Source organism: Streptomyces sp. AC512_CC834 (assembly GCF_019049325.1).
Taxonomy (GTDB): Bacteria; Actinomycetota; Actinomycetes; order Streptomycetales; family Streptomycetaceae; genus Streptomyces.
Genome location: NZ_JAGMUO010000034.1, coordinates 1 through 16,517 on the forward strand (window position 1 = coordinate 1; position 16,517 = coordinate 16,517).

Sequence of the window (16,517 nt, forward strand, 5' to 3'; positions counted from 1 at the left end):
CGCCGCCACAGAAACCGACTGAACCACCACAACCACAGACCACATGGGTCACGATTCAATCGGCCAAAGTGGGTCCGCGTTCAGACGCCCCCGACACGGAACCCGGATTCCGGCCATGACCGCCTCGAAGGCCGGCGCGTCACCAGCCTGTCCTGCAGTGACATGGATGGACAGAGGCCGTGCCTGGCTGTCACTGGCCAGGTGGACCTTCGTGCTCAAGCCACCGCGGGAGCGTCCAAGTGCGTGATCCTCTGGCTCGGACCGGCCGGGCGCCCCCTTTTCCCAGCGCCGGCCGAATGCTGGTGAGCCCGGCAGATGGTGGAGTCCACCGAGACTGTCCAGCCCACGTCGTCGTCGGCATCCGCCACCGCGAGGACAGCCGCGAGGATCCGTTCCCATGTGCCGTCCACAGCCCACCTGATCAGCCGTTTGTGCGCGGTCTGAAAGGGACCGAGTTCTTCGGGCAAGTCTCGCCAGGGCGAACAGGTGCGGTACTTCCACGCGATGGCTTCCAGCGTGCGGCGATGATCGGCCCACCGTCGTCCACGGACCGGATCGGCCGGCATCAGCGGCTCGATCCGGTCCCACATCGCATCAGTGATCACTAACCGGACAGACACATCCGATCAACTGATCAACCCATCAAAGAGACACGCGCTAGCCGCCGCCGGTCATCCGGGTGGCACCGTCGAAGTGCGGATGACGGCGTTCGGGCTCAAGCGCTGCCACATGCGCCGCACCATCCAGGCGGAACTCCTGCGCATGGGTGAACTCGTCGCCGCCGACGTCGTGCTGATCGCGGCCCCGGTGTACAACTTCTCCGTGCCCGCGTCGCTGAAGGCGTGGATCGACCGGGTGACCTGCCCGAAGATGCCCCTGGCGGGACGGCGGTTCGTCGTAACCCACGTGCGGGGGGCGGCGCGTACGGGCCGGGCACCCTGCGTCACCCTTATGACCACCACGAGCGTCATCTGCGGGATTCCTTCGCCGGCCACTCCGCCGTGCCGCAGGAGGCGATGACCTTCGTCGGCGCTGAAGTGGTCAATTCCCGCCTCGATCCCGCGCTCGCCGCCCGTCGTGAGGCCCACGACGCGTTCCGCACGGCAGCCCCGGCCGCGCGGCCCGCGAGCTGGGACAGACGCTGTGAGCCGGCTGCCGCTGGACGCGGCGGGCCTCGTCGAGGTCGCCCGGTCGCAGAGCATCAGGCCCACGGCCGGCTCGGTCTCCCCGCTGTCACTGGCGATGCGGACACTGCCCGTCGGCACGGCGCACGCGGTCTTCACCGGCATCGGCGCGGCAGGCGCCGTCAGTTTGGGGGTGCTCGTCCACTGCGAGCCCGTCTCCCTCGGCCGAATCGCCGCGCTGTGCCTGATCGTTTGCTCGATCTGCGCGGGGGTGAGGGAGGAGTTCTTCTGCTTCATGACCACCGTCCGGGTGCCCTCGTGGTCCCGCGGACGGTCGTACTGCTCGGGGACGCGGCGGCGGCGACAGCCCTGCTGGGCGACGGGTCCAGCATGGCGATGGCGGGCGCGTACGCCCTCGCAGAAGAGCTGGCCGCCCATCCGGGTGATCACGCCCGCGCCTTCGCCGCCTACGAGTCGCGGCTCCGCCGCGAGGTAGGCCCGCGGCAGCGACGCGTCGGTCTGCTCTCCAGGCTCCTGGTTCCCCGCACCCGGCCGGGCCTCGGGGTGCGCAACGCGGTGGGCCGCACGGTCGGTCGCACGAACCGGATCGCCTCCCGCGAAGCCGCGAACCGGTAGACCGGGTCCGCACCGACCGCTCACCGGTCGGTGCGCAGCACCGCGGTAGCTCTCAGCCGGGTCAGCGCCGCCAGGTCCCACGAGCCCGGCTCGGCGTGACAGGTCATCGCCGACGCGGCAGGTCGGCTGCTGTCGGCCTCACCCACCGTTCCCGGCGCTCGCCACGACAAGGGCGCTGCCGGTGACTATGCCCCCGCGACGCGGAGGTGAAGTGCTGGGCGGACAAGGCGTATCAAGGCGCCGACGGCATCATCCGGGTGCCCTTCCGCGGCCTGCGTCTCAAGCTGCGGCAACGTCGGCACAACAGCACCCACGCCAGGATCCGTTGCCTCGGCGAGCAAGCCATGGCCGCCCTGGAGGGCTGGCGCCTCCCGCGGGAACTCCGCTGTGGCACCAACCGGGTCGCCGCCGTTGTGAAGACCATCCCCGCCCTGCGTCACGCCTCAACCTGAGGTTGGAAATGGCTCACTGTCGTGGCCTCCTCCGTCGTTGGCCGTCCAGGTGTTGGAAAATGAAGTCGCAGCCCGGCAGCACCTTGGAGCCCAGCTCGCTGTGCTTGGTGACGCCGGTGTCGATGACCGCCATGCGCCATGGCCACGCCCCTGCCTGTGGCCTGCTTCCAAGCCGACGGAACGTTCATGCCGGCCGTGGTCTCGTACAGGTCCCACCGGGCCTTGTACTCGGCGGGGTCGACCGCGGTGCCGTACACCCGGCGGTCGGGGACGACGACCTCGAGCCGGTCGAGGGCTTCATCGTCGAGTACAAGCCCCCGGGCGCCACCGGTGCACAACCTCACCTGTGTGCCCGGCTCCTGCTTTCCGAGTGCCGCCCGCTCCTCGATGATGGCGGCGGTGAGCGGAAACACGCGAACGCCGCAGTCCGGTGGGCTATCCGTCCGCCCCGTCTACGGACACCTATTCATTCCGAGGCGGACCGCGCCGTTCGGACTCAATTCCAGAAATGGGTGACGTGTCCATCCAAAGGGAAGGAAAGGCCGTCTTTCGAAGAAAGAAGCGGGTGTTCTGTGGACCTCCGTTTCCGAACGGCGCCGTGCCCGGAGAGTGATTGCGTATCCGTGGATCCGGCGTTCCGGATGTTCAGGGACACGGAGCGGCGCCTAGTTTCAGGTGTCAGCCCGCCGGGCTCGCAGGACCGCGCAGTAACTGCGTGGAATCTGCCCAGTCTCGGTTGGCCGGCACGTGCACGGGCGTGTGGAACGAGCCGTGCATGCCGCTTCCCGGCTGTCCCGAGCCGGACGGCATCGCGCGCCGCTTTTCAGCGGTCGGCCGGGCGTGCTCCGCGGTGCGCCTCGACGCCGGGAGCTCGTCCACACGCCCGGGCACCCATGCCCGCCGAATCGCCAGGAGAGGCGGTGGAAATCCCGCTCGTGTGTGTGGCCGATGATGTGATCGTCTTGCTACGGTGCGGCGATGAGCGAGGATGACGGCGTGATCGCTACGCGTGGTTCCGCCGGGTGGCCCCTGGCCCGAGTCCTCGCCGACGAGCGTGCCGAACCAGTGCTGCTGTTCGTCGAAGGCGCCGCCGGCGAGGGAAAGAGCCACCTGCTCCAGGAACTGGCCGGCCTGCCCAAGAGCGCGGACACGCCCGGCCGGTGGTGGCGGTGCGGAGCCGGCGGCGGGCCGCCGCACAAGGACGAGCACGAAAACCTACCAACCCTGTGGCTCGTGGACGACGTCCACCGGGCGGGCGGAGACGAACTCCGGCGGCTGCGCCAGGTGCTGGAGGGACTGCGGCCGGGCTCGGCGGCCGCGGTGACCTACCGTCCCGAGGAACTCCCCGTGCCCGGTCTGCCTCTGGGCGCCCCGCCGATGACGTACCCGTCCGGGATGACAGTGCTCCGGCACCGGCTGGTGCCCTGGGACGAGGAACGCGTCCGCCGGGTTGCCGTACAGGCGCTGGGTGAAGGCTGTTCGGCCGAGGCGGTGCGCCGACTGCACGAGCGGACCGGCGGAGTGCCCCGGGTGGTCGTCGACGTCCTCGCCGTACTGCGGGAGCAGCGGCCGGCGTTCACCGGCACGGCCGTCGAGGTGGAAGCGGCCGGTACACCGGCCCGGCTGGCGGAGCTGGTGTTGAGCCGTACGCACGCGCTGCCTCCCGAGGACCGGCCGGTGGCCTGGGCGGCCGCCGTCCTCGACGGACCCGTCGGCCGCGACGAACTGATCGCGGTGTCGGGTCTCGGAGCCGTGACGGGGAACACCGCGCTGCTGCGGGCCCTGGAGGGCGCGGCGCTCGCGGAGCTCGGCGAAGACCGCTACGGCTTCGCCGTCCCGCTGGCGGCGCCGGCCGTGCGCGCTTCCCTGCCGGGACCCGTCCGCCAGGACCTGCACGGGCGGGCGGCGAAAGCGCTGGCCCGCAGGCAGCCCGTGCCCTGGGCCGCCGTCGCCGACCACCACAGGGCGGCCGGCGACAGCCACAGATGGATCAACGCGGTGGAGAGGGCCGCCGAGTCGGCGGCGGCCGGCAGCCGGCACCAGGAAGCCGTCAACCTGCTGGAACGGACGCTGGCCACCCCCGGCCTCCCGCCCCGGGTCCGTGCCCGGCTGGCCCCGCTGCTGGCCCGCAGCGCCGTGACCGGGCTGCGCTCCGACCAGACCGTCGAGGTCCTCGCGCAGATCGTGCGGGACGCGTCCCTCCCTGCGGCCGTACGCGGAGAACTGCGGCTCGACCTGGGCCTGATGCTGTGCAACCAGATGGGCCGGTACCCCGAGGGCTGGCGCGCCCTGGAGATCGCCGCCACCGAACTGCGCGAGGTGCGCCCCGGCCTGGCCGCACGTGCCATGGGGGCGCTGTCCAGCCCTTTCTGGCCGGGCAACTCCCTCGACGTCCACCGAGAGTGGCTGGTCAAGGCCACGGCCGCCGCGGACGCGAGCGGGGACGACGCGATGCGTACGGCGGTTCTGGCCAACCACGTCGCACTCGCGATGAGTTGCGCCGAACCAGGCGCGTGGGAGCTGGTGTGCAGGCTGCCCAGGGACACCACCGATCCCGCGCGCGCCGGGCAGGCGGCACGCGGTCTGTGCAACGCCGCGGACGCCGCCGTGTGGCTCGGCCTGCACGAGCGGGCGGCCGACCTGCTTGCGGAGGGGCGGGAGCTGTCCGCACGCAGCGGTGCGCCCTACTTCGAGCACAACGCGCTAGGGGCACAACTGCTGCAGGAATGGTGGACCGGCCAGTGGCCGGGTCTGGCCCAGCGATGCGAGGACTTCGTCGCCGCGACCGCCGACATGCCGCTCATCGCCGCAGATGCCTACGTCGTCCGCGGCCTGCTCACCCTGGCCCAGGGCGAGTGGGGGGAGACGGTGTCCTGGCTGTCCCAGCGCGGGACGTTCGGCACGGAAGACCTTCCCGTATCCCTGGCCGCGACGGCGGCCGGCGCCCTGGTCCGCCTCGCCCTGGCCCGCCAGGAGACGCAGACCGCGGCGGAACAGGCGCGTGCCGCTTGGTCGATCGTGGCCGGGAAGGGTGTGTGGCCGTGGGCCGCGGAACTCGCGCCGTGGGCCGTGGAAGCGCTGGCGCGCGCGGGCGACGGGGCCACGGCGCGGGCCATGGTCCGGGACTTCGCCCAGGGCCTCGGCCAAGGTGACGCGCCCGCTGCCAGGGCCGCGCTGATCTGGAGCCGGGCCGTGCTCGCCGAAACGGAAGCACCCGCCCGGGACGGGCGGGACGGACTGCTGCGGGCCGCGGAGCTGTACCGGCAGGCCGCGGCGGCCTACGAGGAGCTGCCCCGCCCCTACACGCAGGCGGTGACGGCGGAGGGTGCCGGGCGCTGCGTGCTCGCGGCGCACACCGAGGGCGGTCCCGGCCCGGTCGCGGAGGGCGAGCACACCGCCGCGTCGGCGGAACCGGCGGCCGACTGCGCCTCCGTCCTGGCGGCGGTGGCCGAGCTGGAGTCCTGCGCTCAACGCTTCACCGATCTGGGCGCCGTCTGGGACGCGGCCCGGACCAGGGCCCTGCTGCGCACGCGCCGGCCGGCCAAGAAGAACCGCCCGCCCGGACGCCCCTCGCACGCCGACGAGTTGTCTCCCCGGGAGGCGGAGGTGGCGCAGCTCGCGGTCTCCGGTCTGACCAACCGGGAGATCGCCGCGACCTTGCACCTGTCTCCCCGCACGGTGGAGCAGCACATCGCCCGCGCCATGCGCAAGACCGGTGCGCTCTCCCGCCGTAACCTCGCCGCCCGCCTCGGTGGCGGCCCCGAAGCGGTAAGCACCCTCTCGCCCACCGGTAACAGCCGGCCCTTCAGGGCAAGTGAGTTCTGCTGAGCCGGAGCTCTCTGTCCTGACCCCAGACGTCCGCGGTCGCGGCCGTCCAGTCGAGGACCCAGCCGGGGCGCAGCCCGCGAGCCGACCAGGTGTCGGCCGTAGATTTCGGGCACGACGTCGGCTCCTTGTTTCTGTGTTTCTGTGTTTCTGCGCGCTTTCCCGACGGACCGCATCAACGTAGGAACGGGCTCGGGCAGCTACTCCGCAGGGACTCCTGGTTTTCTGCGTATCCGTGAATACGCCCTCCTGATACAACAGCGAACGCGATACCTCTATGGTTCGGCAACGGCTCGAGTGTTCCCTTCTGTTCAACAGAAACACCGCGATTTATGTTAAATGAATTTCCCGCCGCCTGCATCTTGAAATTCGGGAAATGGCTGCGCAATAGTTCGGGTCCACGGCGGGTCGGTGACCCACCGTCAGACAGGAACTGCCGCTGTCCGAAGCGCAGTTGCGCTCCGGCGGTCCCCCCATTGGGTTCCTGTCTGATACCCGGAAGGAATCAACGTGCGCAACTCTCGTAAGTACCGCCTGGCTGCGGTTGGTATCGCGCTCTCGGCGTCCGCGGTCCTGGGAACCCAGACCATGGCGCAGGCGCAGACGCAGGGCACGACAGACACCGCCCCCCGCTACCAGCCCGAGATGGTCCGGGCGCTGGCGGCTTCGCTCGGTGTGAGCGAGGGGGCCGCGATCGACCGTCTGGACCGGCAGGACGCCCAGCAGGCCAAGCTCGCCGAGCTCGCCAGGAGAGGGATAGCCGGCGACGGGGCCTTCTTCGACGCCTCCGGCAAGCTGACCGTCAACGTCGCCGACAGTGCGGCCGCGGCCAGGGTCGAGAAGGCCGGCCTCGACGCCCGGGTGCCCGCCCGTGGCCAGGCCGCACTCGACAAGATCAAGGCCGAACTGGACGCCCTCGCCGCCAAGAAGGTCCCCTCCGGAGTGGTCGCCTGGTCCGTGAACCTGGCCGCCGACAAGGTGACCGTCAAGGTCAACAACGACCGTGGAGCCGCCGCCGAGGCGTTCCTCGCCCGCGCCGCCAAGCACGGTGCCGCCGTTGACATCGTGCGTGGTCAGGAGAAGCTCGAGCCCAAGGCCGCGATCCACCCCGGCAGCAAGATGACCTTCAACAACACCAGCCAGTGGTGTTCGGTCGGCTACGGCGCCCATGACAGCTCCGGTCGGCAGTACCTGGTCAGCGCCGGACACTGCATCGTGAACACCCTGCGCTACGACGGGACGGCATTCGCCAAGGGCTACAAGACCCGCTACGCCCTCGGCACCCGCAGTGTCGACATGGGCATCGCGACCGTCAACTCCGGCCACTCCATCGCCACCAGCGTCGGCACCTGGGGCAACACCGACCCGATCGCCGTCAAGGGGAGCAGCCGGGCCGCCTCCGGTGCCGCGATCTGCAAGTCCGGCGCCACCACCGGCTGGACCTGCGGTGCGATCGATTCCTACAACAACACCGTCACCTACGTCGACCTCAACGGTGGTCCTGACACCGTCGTATCGGGCTTGGCGGCCTCCAGCGTCTGCGTCGAGGGCGGTGACAGCGGAGGCGCCTACATCTCCGGCAACCAGGCCCAGGGCATGACCTCCGGCGGTCCGACCAACCAGCAGTGCTCCGGCGGGGTCAACTCCCGCGGCTCCTCCTACTTCCAGCCGCTCGACGACGCCCTCAGCTACTACGGGCTGACGCTCAACACCAACTGAGCACATCCGTAGCGGGACCGGCCGGGGGCAGCTCGCGAGACATGACGAGCGGCCCCCGGCTGCCTTTCCGGCGGGCCTCTGGCCCGCCCCGGCCGCAGACCGTTCCAGCCCGACCGAAGCCCTCCAACCGCTGGAAGACGCCATGCCCAACGCCCCCCACGCCGACGACCCGAACCTGATGTTCGCGACCGCGTTCAAAGAGGCCCTGCGACAGCGAGGACTGCCGCTGGATCACGTACGCGACCACCTCCAGTCGCACGGAATCACCGTCAGCCCCGCCACCCTCAGCTACTGGCGAAGCGGCCGCAGCCAGCCCGAAAGACTCCAGTCCCTGCGCGCCGTCGACATCATGGAACCCCTTCTCGGCCTCCCGAGCGGCGCCCTGCGGTCGCTGCTGAGACGCAGGCCGCGCGGCTGGGCCCCGCCGCACGACCCGGCCGCCGTGCGCAGCGTCTACGGCGAGAACTCCGACCTCGAGAAGGCCCTCGGCGACGCCTTCCCCCACCTCAACGCCGACCTGCGGCGACTGGTCGTACACGAGTCGGTGAACGTGAACCAGCACCGCCTCGTCGACGAGACCCGCGTCACCGTCGCGGTCAGAGCGATCCACGACGACGCGCGCCATCTGACGGCCGTTCACATTCTGGACTCGTGGAAGGCCGGCACGGTCGACTTGACCGTCCCCCACGGTCCGCCCCCGAGCATCCGGTTCCGACCGGAACTGAACTGCGTGATCGCCGACATCCCGTTCGGTCGCCGACTGGCCAGGAACGAGACCGCGGTCGTCGAGTACACGCTCCGCTCCGCCTCCACCGTGGGCATCTCCCACCAGCACGAACGCCGTACCGCCACCCCCCTGCAGACCTACCTGCTGCAGGTACGGTTCCATCCCCGGGCGGTGCCGTCCAGGTGCTGGCACTACTACCGCAGGCAACTCGGCATCAAGCCCCTGAGCCGGCAGCTCGCGCCCCTGGACGACTCCCGCACCACGCACCTGCTGCCCACGAAGTGCCCGCCCGGCGCGTACGGCGTCGAATGGCAGTGGACGGACTGAAACACGCTTCGCGAGGGCCCGGAAGCCGTACAGCAGGGCGGCGCCGGTCGCGGGGTGGACGGCCCATCGGGTGCGGGGCATCGCGGTGAACCAGTCGGCGGAGTGGTCGGCGCCGTCGTGGGCGAGCGGGTTGGGGCGATGCCGTCGAGATGGCGTGATGTGTGGGCGGAGGGCCGCATTCGACGTATGTCCACGGACGGCAGGAGGTGTGACGGGTGGCATCACGCGCGAGAGCATGGGGCGGTCCCGGTCAAGGCCCTAGGTACATGACTAGGTCCATGACCTCAATTCGGGAGGAAAGCCGGTCCAGCGCAACTCGGTCGGCAGATGGCGCATGTCGTTGGAGAGAAGGACGGAAGCCGGCCGGCCGGGCGTGTACCGGATGACCGTGAGCGCCGCGTTGCCGTAGTTGAGGCCGAGCCAGCGCCACTTCGGCGCATGCATGGCGTCGCGGACGAGCCAGGCGACCAGGAAGTTGTGCGTCACGACCAGTTCGTGCCGGTCCTCTTCGCCGTCCACCGGCCCGGTGAACAGATCCAGCGCCCGGCGGGCCAACTCCGGTCCCCGCGCCCGCTCCTCCTCGGTGGCTCCGCCGAGGAAGCGGAGAAAGAAGTCCGCCGATTCCGCCGGAAGCTCCTGTCTTTCCGGCATGTGGGGCACGTAGTCACCGGCGACTTCCGAGACGTGCAGAGGGACGTTCTCGAGCTGTTCGCCGATCAGGCGTGCGGTCTGCTCCGCCCGGGGCAGCGGACCGTGGTGGACTGCTGCGAAGGGGACGTCCCGCAGACGCTGACCGAGTAGCGCGGCCTGCCGCCGCCCGCCCTCCGTCAGTCCGCTCTCGTCCGGCGATGCCTCGCCGTGCCGAACGAGATAGAGGTAACGGCTGGCCGTACCGGTCATGTCGAACTCCTCCGCGCCCGCCGGCGATCTTGGGTAGCCATGGACGCTACCCTGCCCGCGTCAGGCCACGGCGGCGATGGAACGGCCCGCCCAGTCCGGAGCCGGTTCGGTCAGCTCCGTGAAGCCACGCCGGACCGCGTCCGGGAACTCGGTGGCCCGGCCCGTCCGCTGGTCGACGTGGACCGCGAGCAGCTCTGTCGTCGCCACCGGGGCCGCGTCGGGCGCAGGCGCCGGCCCCGGCTCCGACTCCGGGCCGGACACGACGTACATCTCGTGCACGAAGCGTGCCTTGCGCGCCGCCGCTCCCAACACGCGCGTACGGACGGCCAGCCGGGCGGCCTCGGGCACGTCCTGGAGAAAGCGGATGTGGGACTCGACCGTGTAGAGGGAACAGCCCGTGGACTCTCGGTAGCCGGAGTCCAGGCCCGTCTCGATCATCAGCGCGTCCGTGGCGTGGCCGAAGACGAGGACGTAGAAGGCCTCGCTCATGTGACCGTTGTAGTCGATCCACTCCGGGCGGACCGTGCTGTGGAACAGCGGGAGCCTCGTCATCGGGAGTCCTCCTCGCGGCCCAGGCGGCCGGTGGCGCGCAGTACGTCGACGACACCCCGGTCGCGTTCGGCCACCAGGTCCGCGAGGGAGCGGCCGTCCGCCGCCTCGTCGCAGCCCGACACCACGGCGTCGTACAACTCCTTGTCCAGCTCCGGCGCTTCGAGACGTGTCCACGGCGACTTCAGGGACGGCCCGAAGTGGTCCAGCATGTGCGCCATGCCGCCCTCGCCGCCCGCGAGCGCGAACGTCAGCATCGGCCCCATCACCGCCCAGCGCAGCCCGGGACCCTCGGTGATCGACAGGTCGATGTCCCGGACCGTCGCCTCGCCGCTCGCGACCATGTGCAGCGCTTCGCGCCACAGGGCCTCCTGGAGGCGGTTCGCGATGAAACCCGGCACCTCGTTGTCCATCGTGATGACAGACTTGCCCGCGGCCTCGTAGAAGCGGGAGGCCCAGGCGACCGCCGTCGCGTCGGTGCGCTCGCCGCCGACCACCTCGACGAGCGGGATGAGATAGGGCGGGTTGAACGGGTGGCCGACGACCAGACGCGACGGGTCCGCGGCCGCCGTCTGCATGTCGGTCATCGGATAGCCGGAGGTGGAGGAGGCGATGACGACGCCGGGCGGTGTCGCCGCGTCCAGGCGGGCCAGCAGATCGCGCTTGAGGTCGAGCTTCTCGGGCGCGCTCTCCTGAACGAACTCGGCGTTGGCCACGGCCTGTTCGAGGGTGTCGGTCACGGTGAGCCGGTCGGTCGACGCGCCCTCGGCCAGGCCGAGCGAGGTGAGCGTCGGCCACGCCGCGTCGACCAGGCGGCGCAGCTTCTGTCCGGCGTCGGGCGCCGGGTCCCAGGCGGTCACGTCGTAGCCGCGCGCCAGGAAGTGGGCGACCCAGCCGCCGCCGATCACTCCGGCGCCGACGCAGGCGACGCGGCGGACGTTCTCGGGTGAGGTGGTCTCCAGTTCGTTCGTCTCGAGGTCGTTCGCCTCGAGTCCGTTCGTCTCGGGTGAGTTCATGAGAGGCATCCTTCGTCGTCGCGGCGGGTTACTTGCGCGGCTTGAGGCCGAGCGTGGCGCGGGCCTCGTCCGGTGTGGCGACGCGTGCGCCGATCGACTCCGTGAGGGTCACGGCCCGTTCGACGAGCTGCGCGTTGGTCGCCTTGTTGCCCTTGCCGAGGTACAGGTTGTCCTCCAGGCCCACGCGGACGTGTCCGCCGAGCAGGATCGACTGCGCGACCCAGGGCATCTGCATCCGGCCGAGCGTGAAACTCGCCCAACGCGCGCCGTCCGGCAGCATGTTGACCATCGACTGGAGCACTCCGGGATCCGCGGGCGCGCCCCACGGGATGCCCATGCAGAGCTGGAACACGGTCGGGTCGTCGAGCAGCCCCTCCGCGAGCAACTGCTTGGCGAACCAGAGCTGACCCGTGTCGAAGATCTCCAGCTCGGGCCGCACGCCCAGCTCCTGGATGCGCCGCGCGCCCGCACGCAGCATGTCGGGCGTCGAGACGTAGAGGTTCGAGCCGTCGCCGAAGTTGAGCGAGCCGCAGTCCAGCGTGCAGATGTCGGGAAGCAGGTCCTCGACGTGCACAAGGCGCTCCAGACCGCCGACGAGGTCGGTGCCGGGGAGGTGCGTGAGCGGGTTGTCCGGGTCGATGACCAGGTCGCCGCCCATGCCGGCGGTGAGGTTGATGACGACGTCGGTGCCGGTCTCCCTGACCCGCTCGACGACCTCCCGGTACAGCTTCGGGTCGCGGGACGGATCGCCGGTCTCCGGATCACGTACGTGGATGTGGACGACGGCCGCTCCGGCGTCGGCCGCCTCCACGGCGTTCCTGGCGATCTGCTCCGGGGTGACGGGGACGTGGGGACTCTTGCGGACGGTGTCGCCGGCGCCTGTGAGCGCGCAGGTGATGATGACGTTCTCGGTCATGGGCATGCGGGGGCCTCCCGGAATCTTGCCGCTCCGGCGATGGCGGAGCGGGGTGCGGGGCTGGTTTCTGCGCTGAGCGGTGTCTGGCTTACGGGGTCAGGATCGTGTGGGTGACGTGGGCGGTCAGGGCCGCGTGCATCGCGTCCGCGGCACCGGCGGACGGGGGCCCGCTCACCGAGAGGACGTGTGTCGCCAGGCCGTCGATCAGCGCGGTCAGCGTCAGTGCCGCCGCCTGCGGATCGACCCCGGCGCGGAACACGCCCTGTCCGACACCTCGGCGTACGACGTCGGCGACGGTCTCCCGCCACTGCCGGTAGTACTCTGAGTGCAGTCGGCCCACCGCCGTGGAGCGCGCGGCCTCGGCCCACAGGTCGAGCCACACCGCCCACTGCCGGCGCTGCTGTTCGGTGCGCGGCGTCTGCAACGCGATGAGCTGGCGCAGCTCCGCCGCCGCGTCGTCCGCCTCGGCGAGACGGGCGGCACGGCGCGCGGTGTCCTCGTCCATGCACCAGCGCACGGCCGCCTCCAGGAGTTCGGCGCGGCCCGGGAAGTGGTAGTGGATCGCGGCGCTGCTGGTGGCGCAGGCCTGGGCGATGTCGGCGACCCGCACCGCGTGGAAGCCGTGCTCGGCGATCAGCCGGACCGTCTCGCGGACGATCTGCAGCGGTCGCCCGCCCTCGATGCCTGCGGCCGGCACCGTGGCCTTCTGGCGCGGCCGGGTGCCGAGCAGTCGGCCCGCGTCGACCCGGCCCTCGTCGGCGATCCGCGCCAGCTCCGCGGCCGTGAAGCGGCGGGTTCCGCTCAGCGAACGCGAGAGCTTGGACGGATCCATGACGACCCGGCGCGCGAACTCGCGCTGGCTGACGCCCGCGGCCGCGATGACCTCGCGGACGAGGGCTGCGGTGTCGGCGGCCGGTGTGCCGTCGGGGACGTCGTCGGTTTCCACGGGCCACGACTCTAGGCACATGTTGAGAAATACTCAACAGCGCAGCATGGATAAGTAGAGAATCTGCTGGCAATGAGCCCAATTGAGATCCTGACTGGTGTGCCAGTCAGAGGTGCAACGTCACGGCCACGTTCCATCACGGTTGAGCACCGAGCCGGAACTGTGGCTTCCACCACAGCTATCGTGATCTTGTCCTGGTGAGATCGCCGGGTGCTCGGTTTCCTCCTCCGTCTCCTGCCCTTCTGGGTCCGCGAACCCCTCCTCATCGTGGTCGGGTCCGTCTTCGGCGTACGCATCAGCTATCTCGCCCTGCGCGACGACGCATGGGTGCCGGCCGGGATCGGCGTGGTGTTCCTGGTGTTCACCGCGGTACGCGTCCACACGGTGGCCCGGGCCCTGCGCGCACGCCGGCACCCGAGCCCGGCGGCCACCGAGGACGGGACGGTGTCCGACGCTGTTGTCCAGCCGCAGCCGCAGCCGCAGCCGCAGCCTCCGGCGGCGCAGCGTCCCGCCCCCGCCGCTCCGGAGAAGGAGCCCAACGCGTGGGGCCAGGCCCTCGCTGCCGTGGCGTTGTTCGCGGCACTCGGGGCCGCGCTGTGGCTCGGCCCGCGGCTGCTGCCCTCCGACGACGACGGCACGCGGTCACAGTCCGCCTCGTGTTCGAGCGGGGAAGCCGAGGAACTGCCGAGCGCCTACAAGAAGACGACCCGGGCCGTGACCGGCGACGAGCTGTGCAAGGTGCTCAACAGGTCCGACCTGGCCCAGCTCCTCGGAACGCCCGCGGAGACGGCGACCGTGGCAACCGGCACCAGCAACACCGCTCCCCTGACCGACGGGAAGGTCGCCCGGCCGGAGGCCGAGGTCCAGTTCGACACCTACACCGTCAACGTCTCGGTCACGTACAACAAGCTGTCGATCGCCCAGTCCGTGAAACTGATGAAGTTCGGGCAGGAGACGGACGTCAGGACGCTCACGGTCCTCGGCCGGCCCGCGGTCCTCTCCTCGGACCACACCATGAAGTTCGAGATCAGTCTCGGGAGCGGCGGAACCGGCGGAACCGGCGGACCGGTCGAGCAAGGGCCCCTGGCCAGAACGCTGTCCGTCGCCCTCGACGCGAAAGACCGGGGCGGCTACTACGACATCACCGTGTGGAGCACGTCCGGAGCCCTCCCGGACGACAGCGCCCTCCTCGACATCGCCGAGAAGGTTCTTCCGGCGCTCCCCGAACGGACCGTGTGACGAGGCGCTCGTGGATCACCGGCCCTGGTGAGGACGGTGTCCGGCGCCCCCGCTATGGCAGCATCGGCGAGATGTGAGAACGTGCAGGGCGTGAGTGAGACACCGCCGAACACCCTGCAATACCGCTTTGACGGACCAGAAGACGCACCTGTCCTGATCCTGGGTCCCTCACTGGGCACCACCTGGCACATGTGGGACCGGCAGGTTCCCGAGCTGGCGCAGCAGTGGCGGGTCTTCCGTTTCGATCTGCCCGGACACGGTGGCGCCCCCGCCCACCCGGCCGGTTCCGTAGCCGAACTCACCACGCGGCTGCTGGCCACCCTCGACGGGCTCGGCGTGCAGCGCTTCGGCTACGCGGGCTGCGCGTTCGGTGGCGCCATCGGGATCGAACTGGCCCTGCGCCACCCGGAACGCCTCGCCTCCCTCGCGCTGATCGCCACCTCGCCACGCTTCGGCACGGCCGACGAGTTCCGACAGCGGGGCGTGATCGTCCGCACCAACGGGCTCGACCCCATCGCCCGCAGCTCGCCGGAGCGCTGGTTCACCGGCGGGTACGCAGCGGCCCAGCCCGCGATCACCGAGTGGGCCGTGCAGATGGTGCGGACCACCGACCCCGGCTGCTACATCTCCGCCTGCGAGGCCCTCGCCGCCTTCGACGTCCGCGGCGAACTCGGCCGGGTCGGCGTCCCGACCCTGGTCCTCGTCGGCTCCGACGACCAGGTCACCGGCCCGGCCGAGGCCCGCACCCTGGTCGCCGGGATCCCCGACGCCCGCCTCGCGGTCGTCCCCGCCGCCTCGCACCTGGTCCCGGTCGAGCAGCCCGCCGCCGTCACCGACCTGCTCGTGCGGCACTTCACCACCGCCTGGCAGGCCGCCCACGACGCCACCTCCACCGGCCAGATCCCCGTCCCGCCCCACCCCGCCCCCGCCGCACACCCGTTGGCCGCCCCCGGGCCCTCCGCCGCCCCCGTCCAGCCGGCCCTGGCCCCGCCGCCGCAGGCCGCGCCCATCGCCGAGATCGCCCCGGCCGTCGTGCCACCGCAGACACAGGGGCGGCCCGACCCGTACGACGCGGGGCTCAAGGTGCGCCGCGAAGTGCTCGGCGACGCGCACGTCGACCAGTCGCTCGCGCAGGCGGACGAGTTCTCGGGGGACTTCCAGGAGTTCCTCACCCGGTACGCGTGGGGCGAGATCTGGGACCGGCCGGGCCTCGACCGCCGCGCCCGAAGCTGTGTCACCCTCACCGCCCTCGTCGCCGGCGGCCACCAGGACGAACTCGCGCCCCACCTGCGGGCCGCCCTGCGCAACGGCCTCACCCCGGGCGAGATCAAGGAAGTACTGCTCCAGGCGGCCGTCTACTGCGGCGTGCCCGCCGCGAACCGCGCCTTCCGGGTGGCGCAGCAGGTCATCCGCGAGGAGACGACACCACCGGAGTAAACCCTGCGGGCCGGGAGCCGGAGCCCGGCGGCAGGATGGGGTCATGAAGCTCACCAAGAAGTCGCACTCCTGCGTCCGCCTCGAAAAGGACGGGCGGATCCTCGTCCTCGACCCGGGCGGATTCAGCGAGCAGGACGCCGCCCTCGGCGCGGACGCCGTCCTCGTCACCCACGAGCACCCCGACCACTTCGACGAGTTGCGGCTGCGCGCCGCGATGGAGGACAACCCGGCCGCCGAGATCTGGACCCTGCGGTCGGTCGCGGAGAAGATCTCGGCGGCGTTCCCGGGCCGCGTGCACACCGTCGGCCACGGGGACACCTTCACCGCCGCCGGTTTCGACGTACAGGTCCACGGGGAGCTGCACGCGGTGATCCACCCGGACATCCCGCGCGTCACCAACGTCGGGTTCCTCGTGGACGGCGGCAAGGTCTTCCACCCCGGTGACGCCCTCACCGTCCCCGACCACCCGGTCGAGACGCTGATGCTCCCCGTCATGGCCCCGTGGAACAAGATCGCCGAGGTCATCGACTACGTCCGCGAGGTGCGGCCGCAGCGTGCCTACGACATCCACGACGCGCTCCTCACCGACCTCGCCCGCCCGGTCTACGACCGCCAGATCGGCGAGCTGGGCGGCTCCGAGCACCTGCGGCTGACCTCGGGCGACTCCGCCCGGGTGTGAGACCGGCCCGCCGTCGGGGGCGCGC

At 71.0% G+C, this 16,517-nt stretch carries 14 protein-coding genes and 2 pseudogenes; 10 read left to right on the forward strand and 6 right to left on the reverse strand.

The features are described from left to right. Positions 1 to 87: 87 nt before the first annotated feature. A pseudogene (locus KUM40_RS13360) lies at positions 88 to 620 on the reverse strand (IS5 family transposase); the annotation flags it as partial. A 79-nt stretch (positions 621 to 699) separates the two neighbouring features. Between KUM40_RS13360 and KUM40_RS13365 the strand changes: the two are divergent. The 7 genes and pseudogenes from KUM40_RS13365 (at position 700) to KUM40_RS13395 (ending at position 8,810) form a co-directional block, all read left to right on the forward strand. Further along, entirely contained in the window at positions 700 to 1,020 is a 321-nt protein-coding gene (locus tag KUM40_RS13365; protein WP_254395058.1) for an NAD(P)H-dependent oxidoreductase, read from the forward strand. Between the two features lie 123 nt (positions 1,021 to 1,143). Then, positions 1,144 to 1,362: pseudogene (locus KUM40_RS42400) on the forward strand (multidrug efflux SMR transporter); the annotation flags it as partial. An 80-nt stretch (positions 1,363 to 1,442) separates the two neighbouring features. Next, positions 1,443 to 1,760, forward strand: coding sequence for a hypothetical protein (locus KUM40_RS42405; protein ID WP_254395150.1), 318 nt, complete (start codon positions 1,443 to 1,445; stop codon positions 1,758 to 1,760). A 206-nt stretch (positions 1,761 to 1,966) separates the two neighbouring features. Beyond that, positions 1,967 to 2,212, forward strand: coding sequence for a transposase family protein (locus KUM40_RS13380; protein WP_217166058.1), 246 nt, complete (start codon positions 1,967 to 1,969; stop codon positions 2,210 to 2,212). A gap of 978 nt (positions 2,213 to 3,190) precedes the next feature. Then, positions 3,191 to 6,040 (forward strand): helix-turn-helix transcriptional regulator, encoded by a 2,850-nt coding sequence (locus KUM40_RS13385; RefSeq protein WP_217166059.1) that lies wholly within the window; start codon positions 3,191 to 3,193, stop codon positions 6,038 to 6,040. Between the two features lie 507 nt (positions 6,041 to 6,547). Continuing rightward, positions 6,548 to 7,756, forward strand: coding sequence for a S1 family peptidase (locus KUM40_RS13390; protein ID WP_217166060.1), 1,209 nt, complete (start codon positions 6,548 to 6,550; stop codon positions 7,754 to 7,756). Between the two features lie 142 nt (positions 7,757 to 7,898). After that, the gene (locus KUM40_RS13395) at positions 7,899 to 8,810 is read left to right on the forward strand and encodes a hypothetical protein (protein WP_217166061.1); all 912 of its coding nucleotides are present in this window, start codon (positions 7,899 to 7,901) and stop codon (positions 8,808 to 8,810) included. A 270-nt stretch (positions 8,811 to 9,080) separates the two neighbouring features. Here the strand turns inward: KUM40_RS13395 and KUM40_RS13400 are convergent, their stop codons facing one another. The 5 genes from KUM40_RS13400 to KUM40_RS13420 form a co-directional block, all read right to left on the reverse strand. Continuing rightward, the gene (locus tag KUM40_RS13400) at positions 9,081 to 9,710 is read right to left on the reverse strand and encodes a histidine phosphatase family protein (protein ID WP_217166062.1); all 630 of its coding nucleotides are present in this window, start codon (positions 9,708 to 9,710) and stop codon (positions 9,081 to 9,083) included. Between the two features lie 60 nt (positions 9,711 to 9,770). Beyond that, positions 9,771 to 10,262, reverse strand: a complete 492-nt coding sequence (locus KUM40_RS13405) for a thioesterase family protein (protein ID WP_217166063.1) — start codon at positions 10,260 to 10,262, stop codon at positions 9,771 to 9,773. Beyond that, on the reverse strand, positions 10,259 to 11,275 hold the full coding sequence (locus KUM40_RS13410; RefSeq protein ID WP_254395059.1) for a 3-hydroxyacyl-CoA dehydrogenase NAD-binding domain-containing protein: 1,017 nt from the start codon (positions 11,273 to 11,275) through the stop codon (positions 10,259 to 10,261). Before KUM40_RS13410 ends, KUM40_RS13405 begins: the two co-directional genes overlap by 4 nt. Before the next feature lie 28 nt (positions 11,276 to 11,303). Further along, the gene (locus KUM40_RS13415) at positions 11,304 to 12,197 is read right to left on the reverse strand and encodes a 3-keto-5-aminohexanoate cleavage protein (RefSeq protein ID WP_217166064.1); all 894 of its coding nucleotides are present in this window, start codon (positions 12,195 to 12,197) and stop codon (positions 11,304 to 11,306) included. Between the two features lie 82 nt (positions 12,198 to 12,279). Beyond that, a complete protein-coding gene (locus KUM40_RS13420; protein WP_217166065.1) occupies positions 12,280 to 13,137 on the reverse strand; it encodes a TetR/AcrR family transcriptional regulator in 858 nt (285 codons plus the stop codon). A gap of 210 nt (positions 13,138 to 13,347) precedes the next feature. Between KUM40_RS13420 and KUM40_RS13425 the strand changes: the two genes are divergently transcribed. From KUM40_RS13425 to KUM40_RS13435, 3 genes are all read left to right on the forward strand, one after another. Continuing rightward, positions 13,348 to 14,376 (forward strand): DUF6215 domain-containing protein, encoded by a 1,029-nt coding sequence (locus tag KUM40_RS13425; protein WP_217166066.1) that lies wholly within the window; start codon positions 13,348 to 13,350, stop codon positions 14,374 to 14,376. A 90-nt stretch (positions 14,377 to 14,466) separates the two neighbouring features. Next, positions 14,467 to 15,813 carry a 4-carboxymuconolactone decarboxylase gene (gene pcaC, locus KUM40_RS13430; protein ID WP_217166067.1) on the forward strand — a complete coding sequence of 449 codons (1,347 nt, stop codon included), beginning with the start codon at positions 14,467 to 14,469 and terminating at the stop codon, positions 15,811 to 15,813. A gap of 43 nt (positions 15,814 to 15,856) precedes the next feature. After that, positions 15,857 to 16,492: an MBL fold metallo-hydrolase gene (locus KUM40_RS13435; RefSeq protein ID WP_217166068.1), complete on the forward strand. Its 636-nt coding sequence runs from the start codon at positions 15,857 to 15,859 to the stop codon at positions 16,490 to 16,492. Positions 16,493 to 16,517: the final 25 nt, after the last annotated feature.

What these genes read in the sequence shown, in the direction of transcription:
- KUM40_RS13405 (WP_217166063.1), bottom strand. Translation starts at nt 10,262, where the DNA reads ATGACGAGGCTCCCGCTGTTCCACAGCACGGTCCGCCCGGAGTGGATC.
- KUM40_RS13410 (WP_254395059.1), bottom strand. Translation starts at nt 11,275, where the DNA reads ATGAACTCACCCGAGACGAACGGACTCGAGGCGAACGACCTCGAGACG.
- KUM40_RS13385 (WP_217166059.1), top strand. Translation starts at nt 3,191, where the DNA reads ATGAGCGAGGATGACGGCGTGATCGCTACGCGTGGTTCCGCCGGGTGG.
- KUM40_RS13365 (WP_254395058.1), top strand. Translation starts at nt 700, where the DNA reads ATGACGGCGTTCGGGCTCAAGCGCTGCCACATGCGCCGCACCATCCAG.
- KUM40_RS13400 (WP_217166062.1), bottom strand. Translation starts at nt 9,710, where the DNA reads ATGACCGGTACGGCCAGCCGTTACCTCTATCTCGTTCGGCACGGCGAG.
- KUM40_RS13435 (WP_217166068.1), top strand. Translation starts at nt 15,857, where the DNA reads ATGAAGCTCACCAAGAAGTCGCACTCCTGCGTCCGCCTCGAAAAGGAC.
- KUM40_RS13395 (WP_217166061.1), top strand. Translation starts at nt 7,899, where the DNA reads ATGCCCAACGCCCCCCACGCCGACGACCCGAACCTGATGTTCGCGACC.
- KUM40_RS13415 (WP_217166064.1), bottom strand. Translation starts at nt 12,197, where the DNA reads ATGCCCATGACCGAGAACGTCATCATCACCTGCGCGCTCACAGGCGCC.